Source organism: Pseudomonas sp. 5C2, assembly GCF_034314155.1.
Classification (GTDB): Bacteria; Pseudomonadota; Gammaproteobacteria; order Pseudomonadales; family Pseudomonadaceae; genus Aquipseudomonas.
The window spans coordinates 2,856,444-2,875,786 of record NZ_JAVIWH010000002.1; the positions used below are offsets into that span (position 1 = coordinate 2,856,444).

At 57.5% G+C, this 19,343-nt stretch carries 18 protein-coding genes; 11 read left to right on the forward strand and 7 right to left on the reverse strand.

Going from position 1 to position 19,343, the window contains the following annotated elements; translation table 11 throughout:
• Positions 1 to 23: 23 nt before the first annotated feature.
• Entirely contained in the window at positions 24 to 1,400 is a 1,377-nt protein-coding gene (locus RGU44_RS13915; RefSeq protein WP_322217569.1) for an MFS transporter, read from the reverse strand.
• A 539-nt stretch (positions 1,401 to 1,939) separates the two neighbouring features.
• On the opposite strand from RGU44_RS13915, the gene RGU44_RS13920 reads away from it, so the two are divergent.
• Positions 1,940 to 4,021 (forward strand): hypothetical protein, encoded by a 2,082-nt coding sequence (locus RGU44_RS13920; protein ID WP_322181332.1) that lies wholly within the window; start codon positions 1,940 to 1,942, stop codon positions 4,019 to 4,021.
• Between the two features lie 214 nt (positions 4,022 to 4,235).
• On the opposite strand, the gene RGU44_RS13925 is transcribed toward RGU44_RS13920, so the two are convergent.
• Positions 4,236 to 4,541: a DUF2288 domain-containing protein gene (locus RGU44_RS13925; RefSeq protein ID WP_322181334.1), complete on the reverse strand. Its 306-nt coding sequence runs from the start codon at positions 4,539 to 4,541 to the stop codon at positions 4,236 to 4,238.
• A gap of 339 nt (positions 4,542 to 4,880) precedes the next feature.
• On the opposite strand from RGU44_RS13925, the gene RGU44_RS13930 reads away from it, so the two are divergent.
• The 5 genes from RGU44_RS13930 (at position 4,881) to RGU44_RS13950 (ending at position 9,882) form a co-directional block, all read left to right on the forward strand.
• The gene (locus RGU44_RS13930; protein WP_322181336.1) at positions 4,881 to 6,008 is read left to right on the forward strand and encodes a branched-chain amino acid ABC transporter substrate-binding protein; all 1,128 of its coding nucleotides are present in this window, start codon (positions 4,881 to 4,883) and stop codon (positions 6,006 to 6,008) included.
• Positions 6,009 to 6,233: 225 nt separating this feature from the next.
• Entirely contained in the window at positions 6,234 to 7,163 is a 930-nt protein-coding gene (gene livH / locus RGU44_RS13935; RefSeq protein WP_322217575.1) for a high-affinity branched-chain amino acid ABC transporter permease LivH, read from the forward strand.
• Complete coding sequence (locus tag RGU44_RS13940) at positions 7,160 to 8,416, forward strand: high-affinity branched-chain amino acid ABC transporter permease LivM (protein ID WP_322181340.1); 1,257 nt, start codon at positions 7,160 to 7,162, stop codon at positions 8,414 to 8,416. Before livH ends, RGU44_RS13940 begins: the two co-directional genes overlap by 4 nt.
• Positions 8,413 to 9,180, forward strand: a complete 768-nt coding sequence (livG, locus tag RGU44_RS13945; protein ID WP_322217577.1) for a high-affinity branched-chain amino acid ABC transporter ATP-binding protein LivG — start codon at positions 8,413 to 8,415, stop codon at positions 9,178 to 9,180. The genes RGU44_RS13940 and livG overlap by 4 nt, the downstream gene beginning before the upstream one ends.
• A complete protein-coding gene (locus tag RGU44_RS13950) occupies positions 9,181 to 9,882 on the forward strand; it encodes an ABC transporter ATP-binding protein (protein WP_322181343.1) in 702 nt (233 codons plus the stop codon).
• Positions 9,883 to 9,954: 72 nt separating this feature from the next.
• Here RGU44_RS13950 and RGU44_RS13955 read toward each other — a convergent pair whose 3' ends face one another.
• Positions 9,955 to 10,863: a LysR family transcriptional regulator gene (locus tag RGU44_RS13955; protein WP_322181345.1), complete on the reverse strand. Its 909-nt coding sequence runs from the start codon at positions 10,861 to 10,863 to the stop codon at positions 9,955 to 9,957.
• Between the two features lie 106 nt (positions 10,864 to 10,969).
• On the opposite strand from RGU44_RS13955, the gene RGU44_RS13960 reads away from it, so the two are divergent.
• The 3 genes from RGU44_RS13960 to RGU44_RS13970 all read left to right on the forward strand — a co-directional run bounded on the left by RGU44_RS13960 (position 10,970) and on the right by RGU44_RS13970 (position 14,007).
• Positions 10,970 to 11,569 (forward strand): short chain dehydrogenase, encoded by a 600-nt coding sequence (locus tag RGU44_RS13960; protein ID WP_322181347.1) that lies wholly within the window; start codon positions 10,970 to 10,972, stop codon positions 11,567 to 11,569.
• Positions 11,570 to 11,628: 59 nt separating this feature from the next.
• A complete protein-coding gene (locus tag RGU44_RS13965; protein WP_322181349.1) occupies positions 11,629 to 12,300 on the forward strand; it encodes a hypothetical protein in 672 nt (223 codons plus the stop codon).
• A gap of 96 nt (positions 12,301 to 12,396) precedes the next feature.
• Positions 12,397 to 14,007 (forward strand): NAD(P)/FAD-dependent oxidoreductase, encoded by a 1,611-nt coding sequence (locus tag RGU44_RS13970; RefSeq protein ID WP_322181351.1) that lies wholly within the window; start codon positions 12,397 to 12,399, stop codon positions 14,005 to 14,007.
• Between the two features lie 26 nt (positions 14,008 to 14,033).
• Here the strand turns inward: RGU44_RS13970 and RGU44_RS13975 are convergent, their stop codons facing one another.
• Positions 14,034 to 15,128 (reverse strand): PLP-dependent cysteine synthase family protein, encoded by a 1,095-nt coding sequence (locus tag RGU44_RS13975; RefSeq protein WP_407074616.1) that lies wholly within the window; start codon positions 15,126 to 15,128, stop codon positions 14,034 to 14,036.
• Between the two features lie 301 nt (positions 15,129 to 15,429).
• On the opposite strand from RGU44_RS13975, the gene nhaA reads away from it, so the two are divergent.
• Positions 15,430 to 16,611: a Na+/H+ antiporter NhaA gene (gene nhaA / locus RGU44_RS13980; protein ID WP_322181353.1), complete on the forward strand. Its 1,182-nt coding sequence runs from the start codon at positions 15,430 to 15,432 to the stop codon at positions 16,609 to 16,611.
• Positions 16,612 to 16,692: 81 nt separating this feature from the next.
• Here the strand turns inward: nhaA and RGU44_RS13985 are convergent, their stop codons facing one another.
• The gene (locus RGU44_RS13985; RefSeq protein WP_322181355.1) at positions 16,693 to 17,157 is read right to left on the reverse strand and encodes a glycine zipper 2TM domain-containing protein; all 465 of its coding nucleotides are present in this window, start codon (positions 17,155 to 17,157) and stop codon (positions 16,693 to 16,695) included.
• 173 nt (positions 17,158 to 17,330) lie between these two features.
• Here RGU44_RS13985 and RGU44_RS13990 point away from each other — a divergent pair, with 173 nt between their 5' ends.
• Positions 17,331 to 17,597 carry a hypothetical protein gene (locus RGU44_RS13990; RefSeq protein WP_322181357.1) on the forward strand — a complete coding sequence of 89 codons (267 nt, stop codon included), beginning with the start codon at positions 17,331 to 17,333 and terminating at the stop codon, positions 17,595 to 17,597.
• Here RGU44_RS13990 and pdxH read toward each other — a convergent pair.
• Together pdxH and RGU44_RS14000 are read right to left on the reverse strand one after the other, a co-directional pair.
• Positions 17,594 to 18,241 (reverse strand): pyridoxamine 5'-phosphate oxidase, encoded by a 648-nt coding sequence (gene pdxH, locus RGU44_RS13995; protein WP_322181359.1) that lies wholly within the window; start codon positions 18,239 to 18,241, stop codon positions 17,594 to 17,596. The two genes, RGU44_RS13990 and pdxH, sit on opposite strands and share 4 nt — an antisense overlap.
• Before the next feature lie 42 nt (positions 18,242 to 18,283).
• On the reverse strand, positions 18,284 to 19,309 hold the full coding sequence (locus RGU44_RS14000) for an OmpA family protein (protein WP_322217581.1): 1,026 nt from the start codon (positions 19,307 to 19,309) through the stop codon (positions 18,284 to 18,286).
• Positions 19,310 to 19,343: the final 34 nt, after the last annotated feature.

Genomic DNA, 19,343 nt, shown 5'->3' on the forward strand with positions numbered 1-19,343 from the left:
CGCGAATAGACCGAAGAGGTGTTTCAGGCCGTCACCGCAGGCATATCCGGCTCATCCGCCACCATTCCCACTTTCATCCGCTCGGCATCTCGAGCGAAGCAGCGCGACGCCTGGAGCAGGAACAACAGCGTCAGGAACAGCGCCACCGGAATCAGATACATCGCGTCGTGCAAGCCATCGGCCTTGAACACTTCGCTCATCTCCCCGGCACCCGCCGACAACATCGCCGAATGGGCGAAATAGTCGGACAGCAGTCCGACTACCACCGGCCCAAGCCCTCCTCCCAACAGATACAACCCGGCGAAGAACAACGCCATGGCGGTGGCCCGCAGGCGCGGCTCGACCACATCCTGGATCGCCGTGTAGACGCATGTGTAAAAGTTGTAGGAAAACAGCCAGCCCACGCTGAACACGCCGACGAACAGGCCTATTTCAATGCGTCCAGAATGCAGCGCGTACCCCGTAGCGATGGCCGCAACCAGCATGCTGACGGCGGCAAACAGCAGGCGTCCATTGGCGACACGCTGATGGATCTTGTCGGCGACCCAGCCGCCAAGGGTCAGGCCGAACAACCCCGTCACACCCACGATCAGCCCGGTCGCCATGGCGGCATCCTGCAACGGCAACAAAAAATAGCGCTGCAGCATGGGCACCATGAACGAGTTGCAGGCGTAGGTGGCGAAGTTGAACGTCAGGCCCGCCAATACCAGCCAGCCAAAGGTAGGAATCGATAACACTCGACGAATCGGCTTGTCGATTTTCTCTTCGGAGATCCGCATGCTTTCGGCGGCACCGCGCTTGGGCTCGCGGATAAAAAACATGAAGATTGCCAGGAGCAAACCGGGTACTGCCGCAATGAAGAACGGCGCGCGCCAACTGCCGAATGCCTGGACCAACGCACCGGTAGTGAAGAACGCCAATACCAGCCCCAGCGGTAGACCAAGCATGAAAACACCCATGGCCCTCCCGCGACGGTGGGCCGGGAACAGGTCCCCGATCAGCGAGTTGGCCGCCGGTGCGTAGCTGGCTTCACCGATACCAATGCCCATGCGCACCAGCAGGAACGCCCAAAAACTCCCAACCAGGCCATTGGCCGCTGTCAGCCCGCTCCACACCGCCAGGCCCCAGCCCATTAATTTGCGCCGCGAACCGGTGTCGGCTATCCGACCTAACGGCAGCCCGGCAATGGCATAAACCACGGTGAATGCGGTACCGATGATGCCGATCTGAAAATCGCTCAGATGCCATTCCATGCGGATTGGCTCGATGATGATCGCCGGAAGGGTGCGGTCGAAGAAATTGAACAGATTTGCCAGGAACAGCAGGAACAGAATGCGCCAGGCATTCTCCGCTTGGGTCGAGTTCTGCATGTGGGGTCCGTCTCTTTTATTGTTATTCAATTGGCTTTCAACACACCCAACCGACAACGAGCTTACGAACTTCAAGCCTGCTGCAGCCGAGCCTGGAAGTTCCAATCTAGAACCCGCAAACACAACTGTCTGTAAACATTCGTCACGCTGATAGGGGGTAATGGGCAGGGCACGCAGAACACCCCCAACCCCAACCCGACAGCCTGGTGACCGGGTGCGAAACTACCGAAAACCTGTTGACCAAGACCCTTGACGGACTCGTCAGCGCATCGATTGCGCACTCTGCCGACTGACCGTACACCGTCACCACGAGCATTCAGCTGACTACTGGGTGCTTGAGACTACGCAATACCCTAGGCCCACTAGGGGTAACCCCTATCGATCAAGCTCAAGACGCACTGTAAAGTCGTAATTTCTTTCTCTGTGATGGCCCGATAACACTAGTCGAGCAGCCATCCTTTCCAGGCATATGGCGCACGATGACAAAAAAAAACGATCCGGCCAGCGCGGCATTAGAGTTCCCGTCTATTGCTCCTCTCGCCCCGCGCGGCGTTTACAGTCCGCAGCCAATGCCAGCGCACCAGTACCTGTATTTCACCGAGACCGACACTGATCGTATCCTCGATAATCTGGACGGTCTGCGTGACATCGTGTTCCCACCTTCGATTCACATCGATGACCAAGACGAATTGCGCCGCGACCAACAGTTCCCGTCGGTGTGCCTGATCGGCCTGGGTCGTTGCGGGTCGAACATTGCGCTGGATGTCGCCGAGTTGGTGTACAACGCACGGAAGTTCTACCTTAACCAGTTCAGCAATGAAGACCGTCTGGCAGACGAGAAAGGTTACAGCCCGGCCCGCTGGATTCGTAACAACCTGCGCCTGGTACAAAACAAGTCGGCCAAACCGGTATTCCTGGTGGAGCCGCTGGTGATGCTGGGTGACCTGGACAAGGACATCGCCGGGCGCATCCGCTTCTCCCGCAAGGGCGAAAAAGGAGGCTTCATCAATGACTACAGCAAAATGAAAATAATGGACCTGTCCGAGGTCCATGCGGGCGGCGCTGGTAACGCGCCGATTCTCGGTCAGTACCTGGCCAAGATCATCCTGAACAAAGACACGCAAAACTTCTCCAGTACCGACTGGAAACTGATTCACTCGTACCTGATTGATTCCTGCGGGATCAAGGCCAACCAGTCGCGCCTGTATTTCTATATCTTCAGCGCCGGCGGTGGCACCGGTTCAGGCATGGCTTCAGAGTTCGGCCTGGCACAGCAGTACTCGTACATGAACAAGACGTTTGACACCAAACCGATGGGTGAAAACGACGGCAAGCGTGGCCGCTCCTTCGTCTTTGAACCTATTTTCACCAGCGGCATCTGCATCCTGCCGAACATTTCCGACCACCGCAGTGAAATGTCCGAAGCCCTGCACATCAACGCCGGACGACTGCTGTGCAAGTATCTCGCGGAAGAATGGGACTTCTCCTACAACTTCGAGAACGAAGACAGCAGCGAAGCCAGCGTCATGGGCCGTATTCGTCCATGGAACGCGATGATGCTGATCTCCAACGACATCATGCGTTACGCCGAAGAAAGCGATGACGGCAATATCGAGAACATCGACGTCAACGCCATGGAGCGGCACGCCAACCAATACATCTCTCAGCAGATTTTCAACATTCTGACGGCGCAGGCGGTCACCACTGACTACGACCAGAACTACTTCCGTCGGGCCGGGATCGACATCGGCGAAACCATTCGCCTGGATGCCAACGACTTGTTCATGAGTCTGGCCGGGCCCGTAGCGATTGCCTACGCAGAATCCGTCGTACCGGAAACACCGGCACCGAGTTCGGACAAGTTGAAACTGTTCGAAAAAGAACCGGCACGGCTGAACATCGACGACCTGTTCTTCCGCTCCATCGACCTGCCGCACTTCAACAAAGTAACCCAGGCCATCGAAGGCATCAGCCTGCTACCGATCGAGTCCAAGCGTTATCGCGCGGCGCTGGAGCAGTACAAGGCCTCCGGCTATGACGCGGCGGCCCTGCACGACCTGCACTTCTTCAAGAATTGCTCGTCAGTGGTCTCAATCGTTTCGTTACCCAAGGACTACAAACTGTCCTACATGGACCTGAACAGGCTCAAGACTCACCTCAACAGCCTGTTTCCCAATACCACGCTCAAGCGCTATGCGTTGGTGATCGGCGCTTCGGCCAACCTGTCGCTGACCACCCTGATCGCGAAAAGCCCCTGCCTGTCCGATGACTTCCTGACGCTGATCGTGGCGTTCATCAAGCGCTGCTTCGCCCGGACCGAATACCGTTTCGACGACACACTGGACAACGCCATTATCGAGTTCATCGTCAACGACGAGTTCAACGAAAGGAGCATCGACGCGTTACTCAACGAATACGAAAACCCGGCGAAGATCCTCGACACCAACTGGTACGCGATCAAACCGATGTACGAGAAGAAGTACCGCGAGCTGATCGACGACAAATCCAAGTTCGTCTCGATCAACGACATCCGCCTCTCCCGCGATAGCGTAAAGAAAGCAGTCAAATACCTGCGCGAAATTTACCGTCACCGCATCGGCAAAACACGGGTCATTTCGCTTAACCGTCACACGGGCAAAACCGAGCATTGAGCCTAATCCGCTGACAAGCCTGCTCTCCCAATGGAATGCACACTTCTGTGCAGGCTTTATGGGGGCAGGCTTGCCGGCAAATGGCTTGACCCGGTATGCCTGCCAAATCCTTAAATCAGATGGGATTTTTCGCTACGGCACTTCGCCATCCTTTATCGCTCGGTTACCGAGCTACCCACTCGCCAGCCATTGCGCACCAATAAAGAGCGTCAGATCAGACCTGCGCCCTGTCCTGGATCAATACCCAAGGCGCCACGACAACCGCCCAAAGAGGTGGATCGCGCTCAAGAAGATCCAGCGCCCGTGATTCAGCCACCTTGCTGACCTCCCCCGCAGCAAGCCAGGCAGCCACTTTATCGGCCTGATTTTCGGCCACTGCGTGCGCCACTTCGATCAAATCCAAGGGAGCTTCGACCCACAACAGGGCACCCCTCGCAAAGAATGGTTGCAATTCACTCCAAGTGATTGCGGCGGTTTCGCCAAGCAGTTTGGCATAGAGGGTGCTAGCTTCTTTCGTCATGGGTTTCACCAAAGAGAAAATCGGCGCAATCATAACGCCGCAATTTCGACAGACAAACCCAGATTTAAGTGGTTGATTGCACGACAGGTTCAGAAACGATCGGGGGTGCGGACGGACATGTGCAGCTCGCATGCTCAAGAAGCCGGTTAGATTCTGTATCTTTCTTTCAATTAAGCGACATCATACGGTTTTCCCCCCAGTAGCCAGCTTTTCAAGCGACAAACCGGCGCTCTACACTGTACCGGTACAGTTGCCAGGGGGATGACCGGGCGTTTCTAATCCGGTCCTGCAGCTTTGGCCGCCAGGATTATAAAAATTAAAACACAAGAGTGGAGCATCATGACTAAGGGTACTAAGCAGATTTCCAAGCTGTTTGCCGCATTGGTTCTGGCAGGGGTTGCCAGCCATTCGTTCGCTGCAGATACCATCAAGATCGGTATCGCCGGCCCTAAAACAGGTGCTGTTGCCCAATACGGCGATATGCAGTTCAGTGGCGCAAAAATGGCCATCGAGCAAATCAACGCCAAAGGCGGCGTTGACGGCAAGAAACTCGAAGCTATCGAATACGACGATGCCTGTGATCCGAAGCAAGCGGTCGCGGTCGCCAACAAAGTCGTCAACGATGGCGTGAAATTCGTTGTGGGCCACCTGTGCTCCAGCTCGACTCAACCGGCTTCGGACATCTACGAAGACGAAGGCATCATCATGGTGACCCCGGCCGCTACCAGCCCGGAAATCACCGCACGTGGCTATAAAATGGTCTTCCGCACCATTGGTCTGGACAGCGCCCAAGGCCCGGCGGCCGGTAACTACATCGCTGATGTCGTCAAACCGAAAGTCGTTGCTGTCATCCATGACAAGCAACAATACGGTGAAGGTATCGCGACCGCAGTGAAGAAAACCCTCGAAAGCAAAGGCGTGAAAGTCGCCCTGTTCGAAGGCATCAACGCTGGCGACAAAGACTTCTCGTCGATGATCGCGAAGATGAAGCAAGCCAATGTCGACTTCGTTTACTACGGCGGCTACCACCCTGAATTGGGTCTGATCCTGCGTCAGGCGAAAGAGAAAGGCCTGAAAGCCGGCTTCATGGGTCCAGAAGGCGTGGGTAACGCGTCGATCTCCCAGATCGCTCAGGATGCTTCCGAAGGCCTGCTGGTGACCCTGCCTAAATCTTTTGACCAGGACCCTTCCAACAAGGCACTGGTAGAAGCATTTGCGGCGAAGAAAGAAGACCCAAGCGGCCCGTTCGTATTCCCGGCTTACGCAGCGGTTGAAGTGATCGCAGACGGCATCAAGAACGCCAAGAGCGAAGACACCGCCAAAGTGGCTGCGGCGATCCGTGCAGGCACCTTCAAGACCCCGACTGGCGACCTGAGCTTTGATAGCAAGGGCGACCTGAAAGACTTCAAATTCGTGGTCTACACCTGGCACAAAGACGGCACAAAAACAGAAGCTCCGCTGAAATAACCGGCACGCTTGTGACTCACCCAAAGCCCACTGCATCCACAGTGGGCTTTGTTTTACAAGGTAACGGGAAGAGCGCTGCGCTATAGCACCTCTTCCTCCCTGAAAATCTTGAAACCGTCACCAGTGATTCACTGGGCTCACGTGAAACGTGGACAAATACTACGACGCGCGAGCGGGAAACGACTTCACCAGTGGAACACTCAGTAGGTTTTTAGGAGCGCTGTAATGCCTGAGATAGATGTCTATCACTTTTTCCAACAGCTGATTAATGGCCTGACCATTGGCAGCACCTATGCCTTGATCGCCATCGGCTACACCATGGTTTACGGGATCATTGGCATGATCAACTTCGCCCACGGCGAGGTATACATGATCGGTTCGTACGTGGCGTTCATTGCCATCGCCGGCCTGACCATGCTCGGTCTGGACAGCTTGCCGCTGCTGATCACCGCCGCATTCGTCGCAAGCATCGTCGTCACCAGTGCTTACGGCTACGCCATCGAGCGTGTTGCCTACCGCCCGTTGCGCGGCAGCAACCGATTGATCCCGCTGATCTCAGCCATCGGGATGTCGATCTTTCTGCAAAACACGGTTTTGCTCTCTCAAGACTCGAAAGACAAATCGATCCCCAACTTGATCCCTGGCAACTTCGTGTTCGGCACCACCAGTACCCATGAGGTGGTGATTTCGTACATGCAGATTCTGATTTTCATCGTCACCCTGGTCGCCATGCTCGCACTGACCTGGTTCATCTCACGCTCTCGTCTGGGCCGCGCCTGCCGCGCCTGCGCTGAAGACATCAAGATGGCCAACCTGCTCGGTATCAACACCAACAACATCATCGCCCTGACCTTCGTCATCGGTGCCGCGCTGGCTGCGGTCGCTGCGGTATTGCTCAGCATGCAATACGGAGTGATCAACCCCAACGCCGGTTTCCTCGTCGGGATCAAGGCATTTACCGCCGCAGTACTGGGCGGCATCGGCAGTATTCCCGGCGCGATGCTGGGTGGATTGGTATTGGGCGTAGCTGAAGCCTTTGGTGCCGATATTTTCGGCGACCAATACAAGGATGTGGTGGCCTTCGCTCTTCTCGTCTTGGTGCTGTTGGTCCGGCCGACCGGCCTGCTTGGCCGTCCGGAGGTTGAAAAAGTATGACCAGGAATCTTAAATCGGCGTTTTTCAGCGCCTTGCTGGTGCTGGCAGTCGCCTACCCGATCCTCGGCCTCAAGCTGGAAATCGTCGGCGTCAATCTGGCTGTCATTGGCACCAGCACCACAACCTTGTTCGCCATTTTCGCCTGCGCTGTTGCGATGTTCCTGCGGGTATTGTTCCACGAACCTATCGCCGCGGCCTGGCGTTCGACGCCAAGCATGCCGCTGATTCCAGCCAAGGCCAGCAACTTCCTGACCCTGCCTTCGACTCAGCGCTGGATCATCCTTGGCTTGATTCTGGTGGCGCTGGTCTGGCCGTTCTTCGGCTCGCGCGGCGCGGTGGATATCGCCACACTGATCCTGATCTACGTGATGCTCGGCCTTGGCCTGAACATCGTGGTCGGTCTGGCCGGTCTGCTCGATCTGGGTTATGTCGGCTTCTACGCCGTCGGCGCCTACACCTATGCCCTGCTCTCGCATTACTACGGACTCGGTTTCTGGATCTGCTTGCCGATTGCCGGGATGATGTCAGCGCTGTTTGGCTTTCTCCTCGGTTTCCCGGTGTTGCGTCTGCGCGGTGACTACCTGGCGATCGTGACCCTCGGTTTCGGCGAGATCATCCGTCTGTTGCTGCGTAACCTGACAGGCCTTACCGGTGGCCCGAACGGCATCAGTAACATCCCGAAACCGACCCTGTTCGGCCTGACGTTCGAGAAAACGGCGGCTGAAGGCATGCAGACCTTCCACGAGTTCTTCGGCATCGCCTACAGCTCGGTGAACAAGGTGATTTTCCTGTATCTGGTCGCGCTGTTGCTCGCCCTGCTGGCGTTGTTCGTCATCAACCGCTTGCTGCGCATGCCCATTGGTCGTGCCTGGGAAGCCTTGCGTGAAGACGAAATCGCCTGCCGCGCACTGGGTCTTAACCCGACCATCATCAAGCTTTCGGCCTTCACCCTTGGCGCCTGCTTTGCCGGTTTCGCCGGTAGCTTCTTCGCGGCTCGCCAAGGTCTGGTGACCCCGGAGTCATTCACCTTCATCGAGTCGGCGATCATCCTCGCCATCGTCGTGCTGGGAGGGATGGGCTCGCAACTGGGGGTAATCCTCGCCGCCGTGGTGCTGATCCTGATGCCTGAATTGATGCGTGATTTCAGTGAATACCGAATGTTGATGTTCGGCGCCCTGATGGTGCTGATGATGATCTGGCGTCCACAAGGTCTGCTGCCCATGCAACGTCCCCATATGGAGCTGCAGCGATGACCCGTCCGATTCTGCAAGTCAGCGGCCTGTGCATGCGCTTTGGCGGCTTGTTGGCGGTCAATGGCGTCGGCCTGACCGTTAATGAAAAACAAGTGGTGTCGATGATCGGTCCGAACGGTGCCGGCAAAACCACCGTATTCAACTGCCTGACCGGTTTCTACAAACCCACGGCGGGCAGCATCCTGCTCGACGGCGAAGCGATCGAAGGCCTTGCCGGCCATCAAATCGCCCGCAAAGGCGTGGTGCGTACCTTCCAGAACGTGCGTCTATTCAAGGAAATGACGGCAGTGGAGAACTTGCTGGTTGCCCAGCATCGTCACCTCAACACCAATTTCCTGGCAGGCCTGTTCAAAACCCCGGCGTTCCGCAAGAGCGAGCGTCAGGCGATGGAATACGCGGGGCACTGGCTGGAGCAGGTCAACCTCAAGGAGTTCGCCAACCGCCCTGCCGGCACCCTGGCCTACGGTCAGCAACGCCGTCTGGAAATCGCCCGCTGCATGATGACCCGCCCGCGCATCCTGATGCTCGACGAGCCGGCAGCCGGTCTGAACCCGCGCGAAACCGAAGACTTGAAAGCGCTGATCGGCGTGTTGCGCAATGAGCACAACGCCACGGTGTTGCTGATCGAACACGACATGAAGCTGGTCATGAGCATCTCCGACCATATTGTTGTGATCAATCAGGGCTGTCCCCTGGCAGACGGCACGCCTGCACAGATCCGTGATAATCCTGAAGTAATCAAAGCCTACCTGGGGGAAGCGTAAATGCTGCAATTCGAAAACGTTTCCACCTTCTACGGCAAGATCCAGGCCCTGCACTCGGTCAACGTCGAGATTCGTCAGGGCGAGATTGTCACCCTGATCGGTGCCAACGGTGCCGGCAAATCCACCTTGTTGATGACGTTGTGCGGTTCGCCGCGCGCTCACAGCGGCAGCATTCGCTACATGGGCGAAGAACTGGTCGGCCTGGACTCGTCGCAGATCATGCGTAAAAGCATCGCGGTGGTGCCAGAAGGCCGCCGTGTATTCGCACGGCTGACCGTGGAAGAGAACCTGGCCATGGGCGGGTTCTTCACCGCAAAAGGCGACTATCAGGAGCAGATGGATAAAGTCTTGCACCTGTTCCCGCGCCTGAAAGAACGCTTCAATCAACGCGGCGGTACCATGTCCGGCGGTGAGCAGCAGATGCTTGCCATCGGCCGTGCGCTGATGAGCAAACCCAAGCTGCTGTTGCTCGACGAACCGTCCTTGGGCTTGGCGCCGATCATCATTCAGCAGATTTTCGAGATCGTCGAACAACTGCGCCGTGATGGTGTAACGGTGTTCTTGGTGGAACAGAACGCCAACCAGGCCTTGAAGATCGCCGACCGTGCCTACGTGCTGGAGAACGGCCGTGTGGTCATGCAAGGCACCGGTGAAGAACTGCTGGTCGATCCGAAAGTGCGGGATGCCTATCTGGGCGGCTAAGCCTGCGCTTCAAAAAAAAAACGGCCTGCGGGCCGTTTTTTTATGCGCAACGCGCCACTCGGGACGGCTGCTTCAGAGCCGTTCCAATGCGGTGCTGCTGCGCTCGAACCAGCCCAAGAGGTAATCCGCCAGTACTTTCGTGCGTCGGGGCAAGCCGCCTTCATAGGGATGCACCAGATACAACGGTGAACTGCGTGTCTGATAATCGCGCAGCAGCCAGCGCAGGCGACCGTCATTGATCTCGGCATGCACCATGTAGGAAGGCAGTCGCGCTATTCCTGCACCCACCAGTGCGCCCTTCTTCAACAGGCTATAGTGGTTACTGGCAAAAGGACCGGCCACGTGCACGCGCATCAATTGGTGCTCTTGATGGTAGAGCCACTCCTCGCGCCCCTTGTAGTGGCTGTTTAGCAGGCAACGGTGCTCACTCAACGCCATGGGATGAGTCGGCTCCCCGCAACGCTCAAGATAGGCCGGGCTGGCACAGGTCAATTCCTGCATGGCCAGCAGCGGTTTGGCGACCAGGCGCTCATCGCTGCCTACGCTGGAGCGAATGGCCAGGTCGAATCCATCCCGGTGCAGGTCGCGAAAACCGTTGTTCAGCTCCAGTTCGACCTGCACCAGTGGGTACTCTTGGGAAAACTCCATCAGCAAACCTTCGAAAAACGTTTCGCCCAACGACACTGGCACCGTAATCCGCACCGCACCGGACACTTCATCCTGCAATCGGGCCAGTGCTTGCCGGGCTCGCTCGACCTGTGTGATCAGCGCCCTGGCTTGGGGCAACAGGGCAGCACCCGCTGCGGTCAGGCTCAAACGACGCGTGGTGCGATGCAGCAACACCACTGAGTAACTGGTTTCCAGAAACTTGATGCGCTTGGACAACTGGCCTTTACTGCACCCAAGCCGTTGCGCGGCCAAGGTAAAACTGCCCGCTTCGATCAAGACGGCAAACGCCGCCAGATCATCCATTTCACTCATTCAATTGTTTCCTTTTGAAAACCAAAGGTTGCCCATTAGCACGCTTATCGACGGGAAAAAGCCACCTTACACTGCAGCTTTATCCACTCTCTTAAAGGACTGCACGATGAAAATTCTCTTGATTGGCGCCAACGGAACCATTGGCTCAGCGATCTACCAGGAACTGGCCTCGCGTCACGAGGTCGTAAAAATCGGCCGTACCAGCGGCGATTTCCAGGTGGATATTAGTGACAGCGCCTCAATCAGAAAACTATTCGAACGGACAGGTTCATTCGATGCACTGGTGTGCGCGGCCGGGAATGTAAACTTCGTGCCCTTGGCAAAAATGACTGAAAAAGACTTTGCATTGGGTCTTCAGGACAAATTGATGGGCCAGGTCAATCTGCTGTTAATCGGCCGCGACTTTGCCAACGACGGTGCCTCGTTCACCTTCACCACTGGCATTACCAGCCACGACCCGATCCGTACTGGCGCGTCGGCCAGCCTGGTGAATGCTGCAATCGATGGTTTTGTTTGTGCAGCGGCCATCGAACTGCCTCGCGGCTTACGGGTAAATTCAGTCAGCCCGAACGTGGTGCTGGAGTCGATGGCGGGTTATGCGCCCTACTTCCGCGGCTTCAAGCCGGTTCCGGTAGCGGATGTGGCGCTGGCTTACGCGAAAAGTGTCGAAGGATTGCAGACGGGGCAGACCTATCACGTCGGCTGAAGCCCTTGTGATCAGGCAGCAGGGTCAGTACCGTGGCGCAACTTGTTTGGAGACCGACCATGTTCGCCGCCCGTTCCGTTTTGATGTTTGCCCTGCTGCCAGTCTTTGCCGGGTGTCAGATGTTCAACGCAAAGCCCGAGACCCCCAATGCCGGCCTGCCTCGTATGCAAGGCGACCTGATCGGCGAAGGCGGTCAGTTGCTGTTCCAGCCGTGCAATGAACAGCGCCGGTTTGTGGTCAAGGACGGTGGCAATACTGGCGTTCTCCAGGAAGCCGCAGGTCTGGCGGCTCGCAAAGGCAAGCTGTTCGCTGACCTGCGCGGCAGTTTCGCTGCGGGCACAACGCCCGGCACCGATGGGCAACTTAATCTGCAACAACTCTATCGTGTCGAACGTTCGGGGGCGGCCTGTGACGACGCCAACTTCAAACGCCTGACCCTGCACGCCAATGGCAATGGCCCGGCGTGGAACATCAACGTCAGCGGCAAGGGCATGGTCCTTGAGCGCGAAGGCAAAGAGCCGTTGGCCCTGCCCTTCCTTGAAGAGCAATTGCCGGATGGCCGTTTCAACCTGAGCAGCGAAGCCAATGATCAGCACATAGAGCTGTGGGTTGCGCCCCAGCGTTGTGTCGATCCTGTCGACGGTTCTGTGCAGCATTTAACCGCCGAATTGCGCATCAATGGGCAGATCCAGCGTGGTTGCGCCTATTACGGTGGCTTACGCAACGACTGATTCCGCCGGTTGGCCGCTTTTTGCCTGACGGAAACCCCGCGAACCGGCTTATAATTGCCGGTTCGCGTAAAGCTGGCCCGGATACTGGACCCTGTCATGTTACGAATCACCGAATTCAAGCTGCCAATCGATCACCCGGAAGAAGACCTGCGACCTGCACTCTTGCAGCGCCTGGGCATCGACAGCGATGAACTGCTCGACTTCACTCTGTTCAAGCGCAGCTACGACGCGCGGAAAAAATCCTCTGAGCTGTGCTTCATCTACACCATCGATTTCACCGTGCGTGATGAAGCCGCTCTGCTGCATACGTTCGCCGATGATCGTCACATCGGTCCGGCGCCGGATGTCAGCTACAAGGTCGTAGGACACGCACCAGAAGGCTTGAGCGAACGGCCGATCGTGGTCGGCTTTGGCCCCTGCGGGATTTTCGCCGGATTGCTGCTGGCGCAGATGGGCTTCAAACCGATCATTCTGGAGCGCGGCACTGAAGTCCGCCAGCGCACCAAGGACACGTGGGGCCTGTGGCGCAAGAATGTGCTCAACCCTGAATCCAACGTGCAATTCGGTGAAGGTGGCGCCGGAACCTTCTCCGACGGCAAGCTTTACAGCCAGATCAAGGACCCGAAATTTCACGGACGCAAGGTGCTGCACGAGTTCGTCAAAGCCGGTGCCCCCGAGGAAATCCTCTACGTCAGCAAACCGCACATCGGCACCTTCCGCCTGACCGGCGTGGTCGAACACATGCGCCATCAGATTGAAGCACTCGGCGGCGAAGTGCGCTTCCAGCAGCGAGTCACAGACGTCCTGATCGATAATGGACAGTTGCAAGGCGTGGTGCTCGGCAGTGGCGAGCAAATCAACTCGAAGCATGTGATTCTGGCGCTGGGACACAGTGCGCGTGACACCTTCCGGATGCTCCACAGCCGTGGCGTGTACATGGAAGCCAAACCGTTTTCGGTCGGGTTCCGTATCGAACACCCACAATCGCTCATCGACCGCGCACGCCTGGGCAAATACGCCGGCCACCCAAAACTGGGGGCGGCCGACTACAAACTGGTGCACCACGCCAAGAACGGTCGGTCGGTGTACAGCTTTTGCATGTGCCCTGGCGGCACCGTGGTGGCCGCGACTTCCGAGCCCCACCGAGTGGTCACCAACGGCATGAGCCAATACTCACGCAACGAGCGCAACGCCAACTCCGGGATTGTGGTCGGCATCACGCCGGAAGACTATCCAGGCGGCCCGCTGGCAGGGATCGAGTTGCAGGAGCGACTGGAGTCCCACGCGTACATTCTGGGCGGCAGCACCTATGAGGCGCCCGCGCAGCTGGTGGGCGACTTCATTGCCGGCAAGGCCTCCACCGCGCTGGGCAGTGTTGAACCGTCCTACAAACCCGGCGTAAAACTGGTGGACCTGGCCGACGCCCTGCCCGCTTACGCCATCGAAGCGATTCGTGAAGCGTTGCCGGCGTTCGACAAGCAGATCAAAGGTTTCTCACTGCACGATGCGGTGCTGACCGGGATCGAGACCCGCACCTCGTCGCCGCTGCGCATTACCCGTGACGCCACCCTGCAGAGTCTGAACGTCAAAGGTCTGTTCCCGGCCGGTGAAGGCGCCGGGTATGCCGGTGGCATTCTGTCTGCCGGGGTCGACGGTATTCGCGTTGCCGAAGCGCTGGCGCGGGATATGTTGGGAATCGTGGAGTAAACACCCATACGGGAGCGGGCCTGGATTCAAATCCCCGCCCGCAACACCCCTTCCGGCAAGGCCTCGCCCCGTTCGGCGCAGGCCGTCACGCTGTCGATCAATCCAGCCAAATCATAGCCTTGGGCCCGCAACCAGTCCTGATCGTAATAGGTCGTCGCGTAGCGCTCTCCTCCATCACACAAAATGGCCACGATAGACCCGGACTCTCCGGCGTTGACCATTTCCCGGGCCGCCAGCAGTGCACCGATCAGGTTGGTCCCACTCGAACCGCCTACCCGTCGGCCTAAACGCAGCGCGAGGTAGTGCATGGCCGCCAGCGACAAGGCATCAGGCACCTTGACCATCGCGTCGATCACCTTGGGCAGGAACGAGGCTTCCACCCTGGGCCGGCCAATGCCTTCGATCCGCGAGCCGCAGTCCAGGCGCAAGCTCGCGTCACCGCTCCGGTAATAGTCAAAGAACACTGACCGCTCGGCATCAGCGCACAACACCCGCGTGCAGTGCTGGCGATAGCGCACGTAGCGCCCCAGCGTCGCGGTGGTGCCCCCTGTGCCAGGACTTGATATCAACCAGCTGGGTTCGGGGTAACGCTCGAAGCGCAGCTGCTGAAAGATCGACTCGGCGATGTTGTTATTCGCCCGCCAGTCGGTGGCTCGTTCAGCATAGGTGAACTGATCCATGAAGTGCCCGCCGCTTTCATGGGCCAGACGCTCGGACTCGGCATAGATCTGCGTCGGGTCCTGCACCAAGTGGCTTTTGCCCCCATAAAAGGCAATTTGCGCGATCTTTTCCTGAGACGTGCTAGCGGGCATGACCGCAATGAACGGCAAACCCAGCAAGCGCGCAAAGTAGGCCTCGGAAATCGCCGTGGAACCGCTGGACGCTTCGATCACCGGGGCCCCGGCTTTAAGCCAGCCATTGCACAACGCATACAGGAACAGCGAACGCGCCAAGCGATGCTTGAGGCTGCCGGTCGGGTGACTGGACTCGTCCTTGAAGTACAGTTCGATGCCGGGCAAGCCGGGCAATTCCACAGGGATCAAATGGGTGTCGGCGCTGCGCTGAAAATCCGCTTCGATAATGCGGATCGCTTCACGGGCCCAGTGACGGTTATCGCTCATTATCAGGTTCTCTTTGAGTCAAACATGTTCAAGGGCACAACAACACGTTACACCCTGAGCCGCAGAGTAAAAGAAGTGGCTGCAGGCTGACTCACAACCAGAATCCGGACACCAATTCTAAGAAAGTTCCCACAAGTGCAACAGGTACAGTCGCGACGCAATTAGTTACATAACTGCTAGGCTTTTTTTGACTTCTACTCGCACGCACACATATATAACAAAAAAGAATATAACTTTTGTTTTAACAACTAACGGTAAGGGTTAGGGTGTCAGTCCTTTTGAACCATCATGGAGAGTGACCTTGCCTCTGCGTAGCACATTCACGCGTTTCTTTCAGATGGAAGCGGCCAGCGGCCTGTTACTGATCGCTGCGGCAGCGCTGGCCCTGATCATCAACAATTCACCCTTGGCCTGGTTGTACAACGGCCTGCTAGACGTACCCGTGGTTGCACAGGTCGGCGCACTGAAAATCGCCAAGCCTCTGCTGCTGTGGATCAACGACGGGCTGATGGCCCTATTCTTCCTGCTGATCGGGCTTGAGGTCAAACGCGAGGTACTGGAAGGCCATCTGTCCAAAGCATCGCAAATTGTCCTGCCGGGTGCAGCAGCAATCGGCGGCATGGTGGTCCCCGCCCTGATTTTCTGGGCCCTGAACAAGGACGATCCCTCAGCGCTCAGCGGGTGGGCAATCCCGATGGCCACCGACATCGCTTTCGCCCTGGGCGTGCTGGCGTTACTCGGCAAACGGGTGCCGGTATCGCTCAAGCTGTTCCTGATGACCCTGGCGATCATCGACGACCTGGGGGCGATCATCGTGATCGCGCTGTTTTACTCCGGCGAAATGTCGAGTTTGTCGCTGATGTTGGCAGCGCTGTCCATCGTCGCCTTGATTGCGATGAACAGATTGGGGGTGATCAAGCTCGGACCGTATCTGATTATCGGATTGCTGCTCTGGGTCTGCGTACTCAAAAGCGGCGTGCACGCGACATTGGCCGGTGTGGTGCTGGCTTTCTGCATCCCGTTGCGAACCAAAAATGCAGAGTCCTCGCCGCTGCTGACCCTGGAGCATGCGCTGCACCCGTGGGTCGCCTTTGGCATCCTCCCGCTCTTCGCGTTCGCCAATGCGGGCTTACCGCTCAGCGGCGTGACACTCGAGAGTTTCACTCATCACGTGCCAATGGGCATCGCTGCGGGCCTGTTGCTGGGCAAGACGCTGGGCGTGTTCGGCCTGACCTGGCTGGCGGTGAAAACCAGCATGGCCACGCTGCCGACCGGGGCGAACTGGGGGCAAGTGTTCGGCGTGTCGATTCTGTGCGGGATAGGCTTCACCATGAGTCTGTTTGTAGGCTCCCTGGCGTTCGTACCCGGCGCCAGCGAATACGCCGGCATGGACCGCATGGGCATCCTCACCGGCTCGATTCTCGCCGCGTTGATCGGTTACGCGATAACCGCCATGGCCAGTGGTAAAAACCATAAGGCCTGATACCTGGCGTACACCCGCTCAAAAAAAGACCCCGGCCAATAGCCGGGGTCTTTTTTATGGGTAACGTAAACGCTTTAACGCTTAGTGAGAAACACGGCTCGTGCCATTCACGCTCATGATGCGTACGCGCTCGCCGACCCGGAAAATTTCGTTTTCAGCAACTGCCTGCACATAGGCGCGCATGGTGCCGTCATCTTCGCGTACGGTAATTTCCACACCTTGCGTACGAGTCAGCCCCTCTTCCGAGGCAGCACCCAACATACCACCGGCTACCGCGCCAATGACTGCCGTGATAATACTGCCGCGACCACCACCGACCGCGCTACCCGCCACACCGCCGACGACTGCGCCAGCACCTGCGCCGATTGGGGTTTTGGTGCCTTCAATTTTCACCGGACGCAACGATTCGATGGTGCCCATACGTACGGTCTGTACTGTTCGGGCCTCATCGCGAGAGTAGGAATCCCCGGTCAGACTTGAGGAACAGCCGCCCAGTGTCAATGCCAAGGCAGAGACCGAAGCAACCAGCAGAACAGACTTACGCATAAGATCATCTCCAAAAGGACAGATAGCCATTAGACTCCGCGACAAGAACGCTGTCACGACCCCGCAGAGAGAAATTTACTTTCATTCAGCGGAAATACAGTAACGCGTTGTTCCTGATTGATAGACGGCTGTGCTGACATTTAATTCAACGTACTACCGCGAGAAAGGATGTTATGGACTATTTCATCATTGCAGTCGCCACCGTGTCCGCCCTGTACTTCCATTGGTGGCTGCACAGACGGATCAAGCGCTGGATGGATCGCGACCTGGCGTTATCACTGGCGGGCAGTGATCCCGAAAAGAGGACGTTCATGCTGCAGCGCCTGGAACAGGCGCAGCAGCAGAAAATCAAACGCCGCGATTTAGCCGCTTGGCTGCAAGCGGCTGCCGGGCAGGCTCCAGAGGTCCAGGCAGCGCAGAAAACGCCGCAAGGCGATTAAGGGGCCAGCCGCTCGCGAATCCACTGCTGGTTATCCAGACGATAATTCAGGCGGTCATGCAGACGGTTTGAACGACCTTGCCAGAACTCGATTCGTTCGGGTAACAAGCGATAGCCACCCCAATGTTCGGGGCAATGCGGCTGACTGTCGCTGAAGCGTTGTTCGGTGATTTTGAGCAACGCTTCAAGCTCGGCGCGGTCAGCAATGACCCGGCTTTGCGGGGATGCCCAGGCGCCCAGACGACTGCCCAGCGGGCGGACCTGAAAGTAAGCGTCCGAGTCTTCAGGGCTGACCTTGACCACTCGTCCCTCGATCCGGACCTGTCGCTCCAGAGTCGGCCAGAAAAACGTCATCGCGCCAAAAGGACGCGCTGCCAATTGCTGGCCTTTATCACTGTCGTAATTAGTGAAGAAGGTAAAGCCCAGCTCATCCAGCCCCTTGAGCAACAGAATCCGGCAATGCGGTCGCCCGTCTTCATCGACAGTGGCCACGGTCATGGCGTTGGCTTCTACCGGCGCCTGCTCGGTTTTCACCGCCTCGTCGAACCATTGGCGGAACAAGGTAAAGGGTTCGTCCGGCGCCAGGGCCTCGGTCAAACCATCACGGACATACTCACGGCGCATATCGGCCAACGCTCGGGTCATGACGTGCATCCTCGCTGAAAACCCCGGGACTCGGGGCTTACCTTAATTGGACTTGGCTTGGTCAGGGACTGGCTCAACTTTCTTCGCCGGTGCTGCAGCCTTGGTCGGGGCAGCCTTTTTAGCGGGTGCGGCTTTTTTCGTGGTCGATGCTTTCTTAGTACCTTTCTTCGCCAGCACGGCCTTCTTGGCGGGCGTAGCCGCTTTGACGTCAGGTGCCACAGGCATCACAGGTTTAGCCGCGACCAGAATTGGAGCAGGCGCCGGCATATTATATTTGCTGAGCAAGGCCAGCATGGTGACCCGTGGCGTCATGACGATCTCGACCCGACGGTTCAACGAACGGCCTTCGTTACTGTCGTTAGCCGCTCGCGGCATTAACGCCCCCATACCACGCAGGTTCAAACGATCACGTTCCAGACCACTGAGACGGAAAATCGCTGCCACTGACTGGGCACGGTCCTGGGTCAACTTCTGATTATCAGGGTCGGCGCCGATGCTGTCTGAATGGCCCAGTACGAGCACTGCAGTTTTCGGGTCGCTTTCAACTATTTTGGCCAGGCGAGTAATAGGGCCCAAGCTCACCGGCAGCAACATGATCGGGCGTTTTGGGTTGAACGAACTGTCCGCCGGAGCGGTAATCACCAGCACGTTCTCATGGCGTTCAAGTTCGAAGGGGCTATCTTTGATGGCCAGACGCAAGCGCGGCTCATAATCATCAAGCCAGGCCTGGGTAATTTTCGGGTCAGGCATCGGGATTGCAGCCACGGCCGGGGAGGCCTTCACCTCGTCCTTTTTAGCCCCGAACGGCCACCACCAATGGCTATCGGAATCGGCCCTGGCGACAACCGGCGCGGGCTTGGCATCAGGTTTAACTACCGCAACTTCGGGTTTTGGCGCTATGGGTACGGCCGCTTTGGGTGCGGCAGTTTTATCAGGGCCAGACTGGGCAACCTTGTCGGCCCCAAAGGACCACCAATGGCCGCCCTCTGCGGAATCATTCTGGGGAGTTTGAGCGCAGCCGGTAATAGCCAGGCACAAAGCAAAGGCGACACTTTTGTTAGATGACATTGTTGACCCACAAAAATAATTAAGCAGTAATCGG